General features: G+C 71.2%; 15 protein-coding genes. 13 read left to right on the forward strand and 2 right to left on the reverse strand.

Annotated elements, in window-relative coordinates:
* The 6 genes from K8Z49_RS01060 to K8Z49_RS01085 all read left to right on the forward strand — a co-directional run bounded on the left by K8Z49_RS01060 (position 1) and on the right by K8Z49_RS01085 (position 6,425).
* Positions 1-1,632: a dihydroxyacetone kinase subunit DhaK gene (locus K8Z49_RS01060; RefSeq protein ID WP_412517383.1), complete on the forward strand. Its 1,632-nt coding sequence runs from the start codon at positions 1-3 to the stop codon at positions 1,630-1,632.
* Positions 1,633-1,649: 17 nt separating this feature from the next.
* Entirely contained in the window at positions 1,650-1,889 is a 240-nt protein-coding gene (locus tag K8Z49_RS01065; RefSeq protein ID WP_033329715.1) for a (2Fe-2S)-binding protein, read from the forward strand.
* Positions 1,886-3,337 (forward strand): FAD-dependent oxidoreductase, encoded by a 1,452-nt coding sequence (locus K8Z49_RS01070; RefSeq protein ID WP_412517384.1) that lies wholly within the window; start codon positions 1,886-1,888, stop codon positions 3,335-3,337. The genes K8Z49_RS01065 and K8Z49_RS01070 overlap by 4 nt, the downstream gene beginning before the upstream one ends.
* Positions 3,334-4,467: an NAD(P)/FAD-dependent oxidoreductase gene (locus K8Z49_RS01075; RefSeq protein ID WP_412517385.1), complete on the forward strand. Its 1,134-nt coding sequence runs from the start codon at positions 3,334-3,336 to the stop codon at positions 4,465-4,467. The genes K8Z49_RS01070 and K8Z49_RS01075 overlap by 4 nt, the downstream gene beginning before the upstream one ends.
* Positions 4,464-5,837, forward strand: coding sequence for an MmgE/PrpD family protein (locus K8Z49_RS01080; RefSeq protein WP_412517386.1), 1,374 nt, complete (start codon positions 4,464-4,466; stop codon positions 5,835-5,837). The genes K8Z49_RS01075 and K8Z49_RS01080 overlap by 4 nt, the downstream gene beginning before the upstream one ends.
* A 279-nt stretch (positions 5,838-6,116) precedes the next feature.
* Complete coding sequence (locus K8Z49_RS01085) at positions 6,117-6,425, forward strand: hypothetical protein (RefSeq protein ID WP_021592018.1); 309 nt, start codon at positions 6,117-6,119, stop codon at positions 6,423-6,425.
* Positions 6,426-6,446: 21 nt separating this feature from the next.
* On the opposite strand, the gene K8Z49_RS01090 is transcribed toward K8Z49_RS01085, so the two are convergent.
* Positions 6,447-8,063: a GMC family oxidoreductase gene (locus K8Z49_RS01090; protein WP_412517387.1), complete on the reverse strand. Its 1,617-nt coding sequence runs from the start codon at positions 8,061-8,063 to the stop codon at positions 6,447-6,449.
* A 74-nt stretch (positions 8,064-8,137) separates the two neighbouring features.
* Positions 8,138-9,130: a methyltransferase gene (locus tag K8Z49_RS01095; RefSeq protein WP_412517388.1), complete on the reverse strand. Its 993-nt coding sequence runs from the start codon at positions 9,128-9,130 to the stop codon at positions 8,138-8,140.
* Positions 9,131-9,341: 211 nt separating this feature from the next.
* Here K8Z49_RS01095 and K8Z49_RS01100 point away from each other — a divergent pair, with 211 nt between their 5' ends.
* The 7 genes from K8Z49_RS01100 (at position 9,342) to K8Z49_RS01130 (ending at position 13,437) form a co-directional block, all read left to right on the forward strand.
* The gene (locus K8Z49_RS01100) at positions 9,342-10,139 is read left to right on the forward strand and encodes a helix-turn-helix domain-containing protein (RefSeq protein ID WP_412517389.1); all 798 of its coding nucleotides are present in this window, start codon (positions 9,342-9,344) and stop codon (positions 10,137-10,139) included.
* A 160-nt stretch (positions 10,140-10,299) separates the two neighbouring features.
* Positions 10,300-10,743, forward strand: a complete 444-nt coding sequence (locus K8Z49_RS01105; protein ID WP_412517390.1) for an aldo/keto reductase — start codon at positions 10,300-10,302, stop codon at positions 10,741-10,743.
* 211 nt (positions 10,744-10,954) lie between these two features.
* Positions 10,955-11,536: an FAD-dependent monooxygenase gene (locus tag K8Z49_RS01110; RefSeq protein WP_412517391.1), complete on the forward strand. Its 582-nt coding sequence runs from the start codon at positions 10,955-10,957 to the stop codon at positions 11,534-11,536.
* Positions 11,533-11,805 (forward strand): hypothetical protein, encoded by a 273-nt coding sequence (locus K8Z49_RS01115; RefSeq protein ID WP_412517392.1) that lies wholly within the window; start codon positions 11,533-11,535, stop codon positions 11,803-11,805. The genes K8Z49_RS01110 and K8Z49_RS01115 overlap by 4 nt, the downstream gene beginning before the upstream one ends.
* Positions 11,806-11,865: 60 nt before the next feature.
* Complete coding sequence (locus K8Z49_RS01120; protein ID WP_412517393.1) at positions 11,866-12,303, forward strand: fumarylacetoacetate hydrolase family protein; 438 nt, start codon at positions 11,866-11,868, stop codon at positions 12,301-12,303.
* Positions 12,300-12,680 carry a hypothetical protein gene (locus tag K8Z49_RS01125; protein ID WP_412517394.1) on the forward strand — a complete coding sequence of 127 codons (381 nt, stop codon included), beginning with the start codon at positions 12,300-12,302 and terminating at the stop codon, positions 12,678-12,680. Before K8Z49_RS01120 ends, K8Z49_RS01125 begins: the two co-directional genes overlap by 4 nt.
* A 22-nt stretch (positions 12,681-12,702) precedes the next feature.
* Entirely contained in the window at positions 12,703-13,437 is a 735-nt protein-coding gene (locus tag K8Z49_RS01130; RefSeq protein ID WP_412521311.1) for an amidohydrolase family protein, read from the forward strand.
* Positions 13,438-13,444: the final 7 nt, after the last annotated feature.

The following is a 13,444-nucleotide window of genomic DNA, read 5'->3' on the forward strand; positions in this document are numbered from 1 at the left end:
ATGGCCGAAGCAGCCTTGAAGTATCGGGACGAGTGGAATGAACTCGACGCCGCGGCAGGCGACGGCGACTTCGGCACCACCATGGCCCGGGGATTCGGCGCGGTCCTCGACGAATGGGAGGAACTGGCCACCCGGCCGGAAGGCGCGCTCCTGCGCGCCGTGGCGGAGAAGCTCAGCCGCGCGATGGGCGCGAGCAGCGGCCCGCTGCTCGCGGCGTCGTTCCAGCGGGCGGGCGAGGCATGGGAAGCGGCCGAGGGGGTGACCGGCGCGCTCGATGCCGCCGTGGCGGCCATCGCGGATCGCGGCGGGGCGCGCGTCGGAGACAAGACGCTCCTCGACGCCCTGGTGCCCGCCGTCGACGCCGTGACCAGCGCGTACGGCGCCGGTGAGACCCGCCCCGCGAGGCTGGCCGAGGCGGCCGCCGCCGCGGCGCGGACCGGGGCGGCCGCCACGGCGGGAATCGCCGCCCGCCGCGGCCGCGCCGCATATGTCGGAGACCGCGGCATCGGCACGGTGGATCCCGGCGCGGCGGCGGTCGCCGTCCTCGCGACCGAGGTGGCGGCATTGGCCGGCGGAGACTCCCCGCCGCCGGCGCGGAAGGTGACCGAGCCCGCGCCGGTGCCCGAACCCCCGGCCGCAAAGCACCTGGTCAATGACCCGGCCGACGCGGTGGACGACGCGCTGAGCGGGTTCGGCCTGGCTCACCCGGACATGATCACGTGGGACCGGGCGCGCCGGATCGTCGTGCGCGCCGCCCCCGGAGCCGGACGGGTCGGCGTGGTCTCCGGCGGGGGCTCGGGCCATGAGCCGATGCATGTCGGTTTCGTCGGCTCCGGGATGCTGACGGCGGTGGCGCCCGGTCCCGTCTTCGCCTCGCCCACGGTCCACCAGATTCTCGACGCGACGCTCGCCGCGGACTCCGGTGCGGGGGTGCTGCACCTGGTCAAGAACTACACCGGCGACGTCATGAACTTCGCGATGGCCGCGGAGCGCGCGGCGGAGCGAGGAGTGGCGGTCCGGACCGTCATCGTCATGGACGACGCGGCGACCCGCGACGTGGCGTCGGAGGTCGGTCCGCGCGGAACGGGGGCGACCGTGCTGGCCGAGAAGATGGCCGGCGCCAAGGCGGAGTCGGGCGGCCGTCTCGACGAGGTCGCCGCGGTCGCCCAGCGAGCGGTGGACCAGGCGGCGAGCTTCGGTGTCGCCCTCGGGTCCTGCACGCCGCCCGGCGGGGAGCGTCTCCTCGACCTCGGCGGCGACGAGATCGAGATCGGTGTGGGCATTCACGGCGAGCCCGGCATGCGGAGAAGCGCCATCGCCCCGGCCGGGAAGATCGTCGAGGAGGCGGTGCGAACCCTGCTGGACTGCTTGCCGGTGACGCCGGGCGACGACCTGCTCGCGTTCGTGTCGGGTCTCGGTGGGACACCCCTGCTCGAGCAGTACCTCGCCTATGCCGAGCTGGAGAGCGCGCTGGGCAGGGCGGGCCACCGGATCAGCCGCCGCCTGGTCGGGCCGTACCTCACCGCTCTCGACATGCCGGGGGTCGTGATCACCCTGCTGCGGCTGGATGACGAACTGACCGGGCTGTGGGACGCTCCAGTCTGCACGCCGGGGCTGCGGTGGGGCGGATGAGCGCGGATACCGTACCGGTGACCATAGACGGAGACGTGCACCGCGCCCGCACCGGCGACACCGTCGCCGCCACTCTTCTGCGGCGGCCCGTGCGCGCGTGGCGGCGTACGAACGGCGGTGATCTCCGCGGTCTGTTCTGCGGCATCGGCGTCTGCTTCGACTGCACGCTGACGGTGGACGGGGAGCCCCACGTGCGCGCCTGCCTGACGCCCGTCCGGGCGGGCATGGTCATCGAAACCCATGGCGGTGCGGTGTGATCACCAATGCGTCCACCGGTACGTGCCGTGACTCGTGCTTCGACGTCGCGGTCATCGGCGCCGGACCGGCCGGGCTGGGCGCCGCCGCGGCCGCCGCGGCCGCGGGCGCCGCCACGATCTGCATCGACGGTCAGCGGCGGCCGGGCGGTCAGTACTACCGGCAGCCGGCCGGGGCCGCGGCGGCATCCGCGGACCGGCGGCAGCGAAGCGGGGCCGCGCTGTACGAGGCAGCCGTGAACGCCGGAAGCAGCTATCTGCCAGGCACCGGCGTCTGGGGTCTGAGCGAGGACCCGCACACGACGACGGTTCGGCGCGTGGAGCTGGTCACGGACGGGCGACTGTCCCAGGTGTCGGCCCGCAGCATCGTCGTGGCCGCCGGGGCGCGGGAAAGGTGCGCGGCGTTCCCCGGCTGGACGCTGCCGGGGGTGCTCACTGCGGGAGGCCTTCAAGCCCTGTACAAGCAGCACCGGATCGTCCCGGGCAAGCGGATCCTGCTGGCCGGCTCCGGCCCGCTTCTGCTGGTCGTCGCCGCCGCGATGGTCCGCGCGGGGGGCGAGGTCGTGGCCGTCGTGGAGGCCGCCCGCGTCGGCGGTCACTCCCTGCGGCATCCCTTGTCGACCACCGCGACCATGGTCCGCCAGCCGGCGAAGATCTGGGAGGGCGTGCACAGCGTGGCGGCCCTGGCCCGGCACGGCGTCCGGGTTCGCACAGGCTGGGGCGTCGTCCAGGCACACGGCCGCACCGAGGTCGCCGGGGCGACCATCGCCAGGCTCGACCGCCAGTGGCGGCCCATTCCGGGGACAGACCGCTACCTGGACTGCGACACCATTGCGATACATCACGGCCTCGTGCCCGCCACCGAAATGTTGCAGCTGCTCGGCGTGTCTCTGTCCTATCAGCCGGCGCTGGGCGGGCATGTCCCAGTACGGGACGACACCATGGCGACCGACGCGGCCGGCGTGTTCGCCGCGGGCGACGGAGCCGGGGTCGGCGGTGCCGGCCTGGCTCTTGTCGAAGGCGAGATCGCCGGTGCCGCGGCGGCGGCCCACGCGCTGGGCATGCCCTACTCCACGGCCGACCTCACCAGGTCACAACGGGTGCGGCTGCGCCGCGAACGCCGGTTCCAGAAGCACTACAGCGAGCTGTTCCGGTCACGTCCCGGTCTTGCGGACCTTGCCGGCCCCGACACCCCGCTGTGCCGCTGCGAGAACGTGCCGGAACGGGAGGTGTCCGCTGTGATCAACGCGGGCGCCACAACGGTGACGGCGGTGAAATCGCTCACCAGATGCGGCATGGGCAACTGTCAGGGGCGGGTGTGCGCTCCCCTGATCCAGGACTGCCTCACCCGGCACCTCGGTCCGCCGCCGGAACAGCAACCCCCACTGCGTGCCAGAACTCCGCTGGAACCGGTGCCACTGTCCGCGTTCGCCTCCGAGGCGGGGCAATGATCCCACCGGAGCAGATGCCCGCAGTGGTGATCGGCGGTGGTGTCATCGGCTCGGCCGCCGCGTACTACCTGGCGCAGGCCGGGATCAAGCCGATCGTGCTGGAACGGGATCCCATGCCGGCGCAGGCGTCGGTGCGCAACGCGGGCGGCGTACGGGCCCAATGCCGCAGCCGCGTCGAGCGCCTCCTCGCGATGCGCAGCATCGACCTGTGGGCGAAGTTCACCGCGGACACCGGAGACGACCTTGAGTATCACCGGGGCGGCAACCTCCGGCTGGCGCTCAAGGAGAGCGGCCTGAAGACCTTCGCCGCCGAGGCGGCCGAGGAGGCGGCCGACGGCCTGCACACGGAGATCTGGGACCGAGGCGACCTCCGGCGACGGGCCCCTTACCTGTCCCCGCGGTTCGCCGGCGCCAAGTACTGCGCGAGCGACGGACATGCCAACCCGATCCTCGCCACGTGGGCGATGACCCGCGCCGCGGCCCGTGCCGGGGCGGTCATGTGGTGGGGAGCGCGGGCCGAGGGCATCGAGACCCGGGGCCGCCGGGTCGTCGGCGTCCGTGGGTCCGCCGACGGTGCGCCGTTCCGCATCGCCACCCCGCTGGTGATCCACGCCGCCGGGCCCTGGACCTCGAAACTGGCCGCTGACCTCGGACCCCAGTTGCCGCTCACACCGGCGCGCAACGCCATCCTCGTCACCCAGGCCGCGGCGCCGCTGTTCGGCACCTTCGTCTCGTCCCACGAGTTGGGGGTCTACATGCGGCAGGCCCGCGCCGGGCAGGTGCACATCGGCGGAGTCTCCAATGTGCTGGGCACCTTCGACCAGGAGGTCACGACCGGGGAGATCACCTCACTCGCCCGGGCGTGCGAGGTGATCCCGGAGCTCGGCGGCATGAACGTGCTGCGCGTGTGGTCGGGGACCCTCGACATGACGCCGGACCACCTGCCGATCATCGGCCGACCGGCCGGGATCGACGGCTACATCGTCGCGGCGGGTTTCAGCGGCCACGGCTTCTGCCTCAGCCCGGCGGTCGGCCGCACGCTGTGCGATCTGGCGTGCGAGTCCGCCCCGGGCCTGGATATCTCGGCCCTGAGTCCGGACAGGTTCTCGACCGGCGGTGGCACGGCATGACCGGCGAGCTCGCACTCGAACGCTTCGCCCGTGAACTGATGTCGTCCCGCGAGCGCCGGCCCGGACCGTCCGCCCGCCGGATGGCGCACCGTTGCCTGTCGGATGCGCTCGCCTGCGCCGCCGCCGGAGTCCTCACCCCGGCGTACGAGCGGGCCAGGGCAGCGGCGGGCCAGCTGTTCGGCGCGGGCGACGCCACCGCCACGATCTGGTTCGACGCGGTTCCCGCACCGGCGTTGCAGGCCGCCTTCCTCAACAGCGTCGCGGTGTCGGCGCACGATCTCGACGACGGCCATCGCGCCGCCGCCGGTCATCCGGGCGAGGCGGTCGTCCCCGCGGTCATCGCGGAAGCCGAATCACAGGGCCTGCCCGATGTCGATGTGCTGCACGCCATCGTCGTCGGCTACGAAGCCGGCGTCCGCATCGCCGCCGCGCGAGACACCTCGGCCCTGACCACGCTCGCCACCGGGCGCTGGGCCGGTTTCGCCGCCGCGGCGGTGAGCTGCTGGATCGCGGGGGACGATCCCGGAACCGCCGCGGCCGCGCTCGCGCACGCGGGGTCGCTGTCCCCGCAACTGATCGCGCCGGATCCGCGGCGGGTGGACGGGCTGAAGGAGGCTACTCCGTGGGGAGTCACCGCCGGCCTGGCGGCGGCGCGATTGGCCCGGGCGGGCATCCCAGCCCCCACCTACCTCCTTGAGGCACACCCCGATTTCCGGCCAGAGCGCCTCGGCGCGGTACGAGTCGACCATGAAGCGGCCATACTCGGTACATACTTCAAACGCTATTCTTGCTGCCGCTGGATCCATCCGGTCATCGATGGGCTCAGCGCGATCCGAGCGCGGCGGAAACTCCGCATCGACACCGTCGAGCAGATCGAGATCCTGACCTTCGGTCGCAGCCTGACGCTGAGCAATGTGGTTCGCCCGCAGACCACCGAAGAGGCCCACTACAGCTTCCCGTTCTGCGCGGCGCTGAGCCTCGTGCGCGGCCCGTCGGCCCTGCTGCCCATATCCGCGAGTTCACTGCACGACGCCCAGGTCATCGAACTCGCCGACCGTGTAGTCGTGCGGGCCGACCCGGACCTGGAGAGGTCGTTTCCAGCGAACACGCCCGCGATCGTGCGCGTATACGCCGGTGACGAGGTGCACGAAAAGCGGATGGACACCGCGCGCGGCGACCCCGGCCTGCCTTTCCGGCCGCAGACACTACGCGCCAAGCACCGGCGTCTGCTCTCACACCTCCCGAGCGGTGCGACCGCGGTGGCGGACGCCCTCAACACCGCCGGCAAGACCGACCTCGGTGCTCTCACAACCGCGCTCCGCGCCACCAACCACAACGACGAGGGCCTGCCGGGTGGGGACCTTTATTGAGGCGGTTTCATCCGCAGATTCGGACTGCCCAAAACGATCTTAGACCGTCGATCGCCCAAAGTCGAGCATGTGCGTCGATTGTCACCCCTCACGCGAAAGCGACCCATGCCAAGAGGGTGGCCGCCCGATGCCGAGAAAAAGGGGCGCCGGTCGACTCTTGACATCGAATAAACGAGAGATCACCATGATCACAAGTCGCTCGAAAGATCCCCTGGCCGCTACGGCAATCCCCTGCGCTGCGGCTATTTCGAGCCGGTGACCTCGACCGAGGGAGAGACAATGCGCAAGCGAGCCGTGTCCGTGATGATTGCTGCGATGATGGCGATGCCCGTCCTGACCATTGCGCCCAGCGCGGCAGCGGTTTCATGTTCGGACCGCAACTTCATTGTGGAAGTCGTCGTCAACAGCGCTCCGGTGCATTCGAACTACTATGGGTCGGCTCCCGTCATCGCGAGGTTCAACGACGGCAAGCTCATCCATATCGACAAGCTGTGCATAAACAATTTCGGTAACCTGTGGTACCACACGGACTGGCCCAGCACGAAGGGCTGGATCTACCGGGACTATGTGGAGTACTACTCGGGCTGATTCCGCCCGTCCTGCCCGGCCTCAGGTGGCGGTGGTGATGAGGTCGGCTGCTCGCCAGGCCAGGGCGGAGACGGGGCCGTTGAGGTTGCCGGCGACCATCGTGGGCAGCACGGAGGCGTCCACGACGCGCAGGCCGGTCACGCCACGGACCCGCAGCCGGGGGTCGACGACATCGTCGTCGTCCGGGCCCATCGCGCAGGTCCCGATGGCGTGGTAACCGCAGGTGCCCTGCTCCAGCCCGGCGGCGATGATCTCGTCGTCGCCCTGGACGCCCGGCCCGGGGACCGTCTCGTGCTCGATGCGGCTTGCGAGGGGCTCGGTGGCGAACAGGCGGCGGATGGCGCGGAAGACGTCGACCGTCCCGGTGCGGTCGTGCTCGGTGGCGAGGTAGTTGGCGTCGATCTCCAATGGAGCGTCGGGATCGGCCGAGGTGATGCGGATGCTGCCCTCGCTGTCGGGCCGCAGGACGTAGCCGATGCACGCCATGCCAGGCTCCCGCTCCATCTGCAGTGGCCGCTCGCCGGGTTCCGGCGGCAGCAACGAGAACGGCGCGATCTGGATCTGGGCATCGGGCCGGTCGAGCTCCGGACGGGTCTTGAGGAAGCCGACGATCTCGAACCCCGGCCCCGCCAGCGGCCCCCGCCGGGTCGCCTCGTACCGCGACGCCGCCGCCTCTTGGCCCGGCTCGGTGCTGAGCAGCCTGTTGTAGCCGAGGTCGCCGGCGAGGCGGAACTGCAGCAGCAGCACGCGGTGCTCGCGGAGCCTGGCGCCGACGTTGGGGCTGTCGACGACGACGTCGACGCCCGCGGGCCGCAGCACGTCCACGGGACCGATGCCCGAAAGCTGCAGGATCTTGGGCGTGGCGATCGCACCTGCCGCCAGGATCACCTCGCGGGCGGCGCGGTGCTCGACGGCCTGCCCGTTCCGGCGGCCCCGCACGCCGACCGCTCGACCGCCGTCGAGCAGCACCCGATCGACGGCGAAGCGGAGGGCGACGGTCAGGTTGGGACGGCCGGCGACCGGGTGGAGGAACGCGTCGGCCGCGCTGCACCGGCGGCCACGCCGGATCGTCGCCATCGCGTAGCCGATGCGCTCCTCGTCGGCCTCGTTGAGGTCGCGCGTCCGGCGCCAACCGAGCCGGGTGCCGGCGGTGATGACGTCGTCGAGCAACGGGTCGGCCTCGTCGGCGGTCTCCTCGACGGACGAGATCCGCAGCGGACCACCCGCGCCCCGCACGTCGGAGCCGCCGAGCTCGTTGTCCTCGATCTCCTTGAAGACCGGCAGCATGTCGTCCCAGGCCCACCCCGGGTTGCCGAGGCGCTCGAGCGCGTCGTAGTCGGCTCGGTGGCCGCGGTTGTAGATCATGCCGTTGACCGAGCTCGACCCGCCGAGGGTCTTGCCGCGCACCCAGTGCTCGACGTGCCGCGACGGTCCGAACGGGCGCACGGGGTAGTGCCATGCGGTGGCCGGGTCGGCCAGCAGCCGGGCGTAGCCCATGGGCATGGCGATGAGCGGGTCGGCGTCGTCGTCGCCGGCCTCGACCAGCAGCACCTCGACCCCGGGGTCCGCGGAGAGGCGGTTGGCGAGCACGCATCCCGCCGGTCCGGCGCCGACGATGACGTAGTCGAACTCTGTCACGGGTGACTCCCTTCGCTGCAGTCGTCCTTCGCGTCGGCGACCGGGCTGACCGACGGCACGGCCGCCCCGCGGGCTCAGGGCTTGCGGGCCATCACCACGCCGTTGGCGCCGGGCGCCTGGAAGGAGACGACCTGGGGATCGACGAAGCCGACGTCGGTCAGCCAGTCGCTGTACTCGGCCGCGGTGTAGTTGCGCCCTTCGGTCTCGACCAGCATGTTGAGGCTCATGAGGGCTGCCGGGACGGGCCCCGCCTTGTCGTCGTCGACGAGCAACTCGCAGATGAGGACCGCGCCGCCGCTGTCGAGCGCCTCGAACGACTTGCGCAGCAGGAGGCGGTCGCGCTCCTCGTTCCAGTCGTGCATGATCATCGAGAACAGGTGCAGGTCGTGGCCGGCGGGGAAGCCGGGGTCCTCGAAGAAGTCGCCGGGCGTCACCGCGATGCGGTCGGCCAGACCGGCGTCCTCCACGTTGCGGGCGGCGATGTCGGCCACGAACTCCAGGTCGTAGACGGTGGCGCGGAGTTCCGGGTAGCGGTGGCACAGCGCGATGTCGAAGGCGGCGGAGCCGCCACCGACGTCGAGCAGCCGGCGGAACCCGCCGGCGTCGAACGCCGCCCCCAGTGCCTGCCCGGTCAGCGTGGAGAGGGAGTGCATGGCCTCCCAGAAGGTGGCCAGCACCTCGGGGTCGGTGCTCTCGAACATCGACCGCTCACGGTCGGGGTCCCAGGTGGTCGGCCGATTGGTCCGGATGGCCTGGGTCAGCTTGTCCCAGCCTGGGTAGAGCCGCCGGTCGAACATGGTGACGAGGCCGCCGAAGTGGCGGGGCTTGCCCGGCACCAGGTACTCGTCGCTGAGGGGGCTGTTGACGTAGCGGCCGTCCTGGTTCTGCAGCAGGCCCAGCGCGGCGCAGCCGGTCAGCAGCATCTCGGCCGGGCGCGACGCGATCCCGAGGCGGTCGGCGAGCTCGCCCGCGGTGGTGCCGGACGTGCCCGACAACTGCTCGAACAGCCCCAGCTCGCAAGCCGAAGCCAGGGTCTTGAACGACCAGAAGCCGGTCGCCAACTCCATCAGAGGCAGTGGCGAGGGCGTATGGCCAGGCATGGGTTCCTCCCGAGCGTGTTCGAGGCAGGCTCCCTGCCTCCAGGTCTTCTACCGGCCACGATGCGATGACGAGCGGTTGCGGTATTGAATTTGTTTAACCTCGACCGGTTCCAGGCCGACCCGTCAGGGCGTAGCGGGCGATGCCGGTGGGTTCGTGGGGTTAGGTAGCCTCGTGGCCATGTCGGAGGAGGCGGCATCCCAGGGCCGGGAGCCGGCAGGCGTCGAGCATGAGCTTGCGCCGAGCATCGTGTTGCCGGCGGATGCCCGCCTGCGGCCGTGGGTCGCCCGTGACCACGAGGGGTTCGACGAGGCGGCATTTCCACGAGGCGACTTCGTGGACCCCGCCACGCTGGTGACAGTGCTGGCCGTGAAGGTGACGGACCAGCCGTGGCATCCCCCGGTGCTCGTCAACGCCCCGAGCACGACCTTCACCCGCGTCCAGGGGCCGTGGGCGCCCGCCATCGTGGCGCGCCTGGCCCCTCTCGGCGCCTACAAGCTGCTCGGGCCCGCCCTCTCGGAGATCAGCGGATCGTTGTACGTCGCTCTCGAGGACATCGTCGGCGCGGAGGCCCGCCGGCTCGGCGAGCAGGTTCAATCCGCCCCGACGTGGGACGAGCGTCGCCGGCTGCTCAATGACTTCCTGCTCGACCGCGCCACCAGAGGACCGCAGCCATCGCCCGAGGTGACCAGCGCCTGGCACCTGCTCGTCCGTTCCGGCGGGAGGAGCACGATCACGAGCGTCGCCCGCCAGGTGGGCTGGAGCCACAAGCACCTCATCACGAGGTTCAAGCAGCAGGTCGGCGTGACCCCGCAGATGGCGGCCCGGCTCGTGCGGCTCTCGACCGTGTGGCGGCACCTCGACCACGAGCAGAGCTGGGGCCGCATCGCCGCCGAGTCCGGCTACGCCGACCAGGCCCATCTCATTCGCGAGTTCCGCCACTTCACCGGCACCACCCCCGCCGCGCTCACCACCTGACCACGACACGGTCGCGGAAAACCGCTCTTTGACCTGGAGCGCGCTCCAGGCTGCATGGTGCCCCTATCGACCACTTCGAAGGGAAGGCCACCATGACGACGCATCGATATCACCTGCTCGGGCGTACGGACTCCGGGTCTCACTGATCGCGCTGGGCGCCTTGACGTTCGGCGAGGGCGGCTGGCGCGCGGGTGAGGACGCCGCCCGCTCGATCTTCCTCCGCTACATCGAGGCGGGCGGCAACGTCATCGCCACCGCGATCAACTACGCCGGCGGCCGTAGCGAGGAGATGCTGGGAACGTTCATGAACGAGACCGGAATGCGAGACCGGCTCGTCGTCGCGACCAAGTTCGCCGTCGCCACCCGTCCCGGTGACCTCAATTCCGGAGGAAACGACCGCAAAAACATCGTGGCCTCGCTCGACACATTCGCGACTACTGCGGCGGCTTCATCGGGCTGCTGCGCCCCGAGCTTTACGAGCGGCGGCGGGCCGCCCTGCCGGACGGCGTCCTGCGGGTCAACCGCCGCGTTGAGCGCCTGGAGCAGGACGAGTCCGGCGTGCGCCTGCACATGGCCGACGGCGACGTCCACGAGTGGGACGTAGTGGTGGTGGGGGCCGGCGGCATCGACTCGCTGGTCCGCCGCAGTCTGTGGGGCGAAGCGCCCAAACGGGAGCACAACCTGCACATCTTCGGCGGCTTCGTTCTGAGCGACGACATCAAGGCCGAACGGGGCCTGTGCCTCGTCACCCACAGCCGCACCACCCAGGGCGCCTGGACGTCCATCCGCCACAAGGGCCGCGACGGCTTCCAGTGGTGGACGCTCACCGCCCACGACGCGCGCGAGGAGTTCACCGGCGACCTGCACGCCACCGCCACCGAACTGGCCCACGCCACGAGTTCCCCGACCCGCTGCCGCGGCTCATCGCCGCCACCGACCCCGCCGCCGTCCAGCGCTGGGTGCTCCGCGACCGCAAACGGCTCAAGCAGTGGTCCAAGGGCCGTGCACCCCTTGCCGGAGACGCCGCTCACCCCACGTCTCCGTACGCCGCCTACGGGGCGGGCATGGCCACCGAAGACGGCTACTTCATCGGCCGTCGCCTGGTCGGCGTGGATCTGCGCGACTACCAGGCGGTTCGCGCCGCGCTGCAGGCTTACGAGACCCCGCGCAAGCCGCATACCGCCCGTCAGGTGCAGCAGGCGTTCATCCTCGGCAAGGTTTTCCACCACGCCCCACGCCCCCTGCAGACGGTCCGCGACCTCATCCTCGGCCGTACGCCCCTACTGCAGAAGAAGGTCGGGGAGTCCTCACCTGGAGAGATCCTCAAGCAGATCGCCGAGATCGACGCCGCCGAAGGCGCCTTCCGCGCTGCTCTCGGCAAGGCGACCACCGAATGACGAATCCACCACTTCGAGGAGTCCCGTCCACGCAGGTGTCCGGCATCGACCACGCAGGCATCTGGGCGCTGGGTCGCGCCTCCCGCGACGGAGGCCGCCCGGTACCGGCGCTCGGCGCGCACGACCGGTACCTCGACCTGTCCGACCGGGAGAAGCTCGGCCGTCCCGCCACGACGGCGGCGCTGCTGGAGGCCTGGGACGAGGCGCTGCCGGTCCTGGAACGACTGGCGGCCGACGAGCAGGCGCCCTGGCGCCTCTCGACGGCCTGACCTGGTACAGCCCGGTCGAACCGCGCCGGGTTTTCCAATGCGGTGCCAACTACCGCCCCCATGTGGTCGATCTGGCGGCCGCCCACCACGACGGCTCGGGGCAACGACCTCACCCTGCGTGAGCGGGTCTTCCGCAAGGACATCCCTGAGCTGGGCGCCGACTGGCTGGCCTCGAAGGACTCGCCGACGTTCCTGCCGACCGGCCCGGCCCTCGTCCCGAGCGGGGCCGTCCCTGACCCCTCCGACCTGCGCATCGCCCTGCGCCTCAACGGCGAGGTCAGGCAGGACGAGTCGACCAAGAACATGATCTTCGGCGCGGCGCGGATCATCGCGCACTACTCGGACGTCTCGACGCTGCTGCCCGGTGACCTCGTCCTGACCGGCAGCCCCGCGGGCAAAGGCATGACGCACGGCCGGTTCCTGCGCCACGGCGACGTCATGACCGCCACGATCAGCGGCCTCGGCCGGCAGGTCAACCGCTGCGTGGACGAGCGATGACCGTCCCGAGCATCGACGTCCACGCCCACCTGGCCGTCCCGGCCGTCGACGAGCTGATCGCCGACGAACCGGGCCTGGCCCGCCGGCGGCAGGCCGACGCGGCGACCCTCGGCCCGGCGGCCCTGGCCTACAGCCAGGCGCACATCGCCGACCTGGCGCCCCGGCTCACCGACCTCGATCTGCGCCTGGAGGCGATGGACCGGGCGAAGGTCGACATCCAGGCCGTCACGGCGGTGCCGCTGCTCCACCTGTGGGCCGACCAGCGCCTCGCGACGAGGATCGTCGCCGTCACCAACGAGGCCATCGCCTCCTACTGCCGGCTGGTCGTGTGGGGACCGTCTCGCTCCAGCACCCCGGCCTGGCCGTGGCACAGATGACGGATGCCATGGAGACCTTCGGCTGCGCGGCGTGCAGATCTCCACCTCGGGCGGGCCGGGCATGGAACTGGACGACCCGCGCCTGGCGGAGTTCTGGGCGGCGGCCGATGACCTGGGAGCCGCCCTCCTCATCCATCCCTGGGGCTGCACTCTCGGTGAACGCCTGAACGCCTACTACCTGTTCAACACCGTCGGCAACCCCACCGAGACGGCCCTGGCCCTCTCCCGGATCGTCTTCTCCGGTCTGCTGGAACACCACCCCGGGCTTCGCATATGGTCCGCGCACGGAGGCGGCTACCTGGCCAGCTACTTCGGCCGCGCGGACCATGCCTGGGCCGCCCGTCAAGACGCACGCACCACCCAGCGACGAGCGCAAGCGCATCGAAGCCGCCCGGCTCGTCCGCCGCGGCGCGTCGTTCAGCCTCTCCCTGCCGTTCGACGAGAACGGCCCGCAGAACGGCTGGCGGCGCAGGGTCAACCCGGTGCACACCATGATGTCCACCGGCCAGGACACCGCCGAGCGCCTCGGCCTCCCGCACGGCCTGACCGCGGCCGACGACGCGGTGTTCATGCCGCTGCAGTGCAGAACCAATGGGACGGGCTCGGCCACGTCTTCGACCACGGCATCACCTGGAACGTGCGCAGGGGCGCCGACGTGGTCACCAGCGAGGGCGACTTCGCCACCGGCATCGAGCGGATCGCCGCACCGGTGATCGGACGGCGGGGTCCTGCTCGACGCCGGCCGCGCACTCGGTGAGAACGGA

It is taken from the genome of Actinomadura madurae (genome assembly GCF_047130825.1).
Taxonomy (GTDB): Bacteria; Actinomycetota; Actinomycetes; order Streptosporangiales; family Streptosporangiaceae; genus Spirillospora; species Spirillospora madurae.

Coding starts and splice junctions, on each gene's coding strand:
- K8Z49_RS01060 (WP_412517383.1), top strand. CDS start 1: ATGGCCGAAGCAGCCTTGAAGTATCGGGACGAGTGGAATGAACTCGAC.
- K8Z49_RS01075 (WP_412517385.1), top strand. CDS start 3,334: ATGATCCCACCGGAGCAGATGCCCGCAGTGGTGATCGGCGGTGGTGTC.
- K8Z49_RS01080 (WP_412517386.1), top strand. CDS start 4,464: ATGACCGGCGAGCTCGCACTCGAACGCTTCGCCCGTGAACTGATGTCG.
- K8Z49_RS01085 (WP_021592018.1), top strand. CDS start 6,117: ATGCGCAAGCGAGCCGTGTCCGTGATGATTGCTGCGATGATGGCGATG.
- K8Z49_RS01095 (WP_412517388.1), bottom strand. CDS start 9,130: ATGGAGTTGGCGACCGGCTTCTGGTCGTTCAAGACCCTGGCTTCGGCT.
- K8Z49_RS01100 (WP_412517389.1), top strand. CDS start 9,342: ATGTCGGAGGAGGCGGCATCCCAGGGCCGGGAGCCGGCAGGCGTCGAG.
- K8Z49_RS01115 (WP_412517392.1), top strand. CDS start 11,533: ATGACGAATCCACCACTTCGAGGAGTCCCGTCCACGCAGGTGTCCGGC.
- K8Z49_RS01120 (WP_412517393.1), top strand. CDS start 11,866: ATGTGGTCGATCTGGCGGCCGCCCACCACGACGGCTCGGGGCAACGAC.
- K8Z49_RS01125 (WP_412517394.1), top strand. CDS start 12,300: ATGACCGTCCCGAGCATCGACGTCCACGCCCACCTGGCCGTCCCGGCC.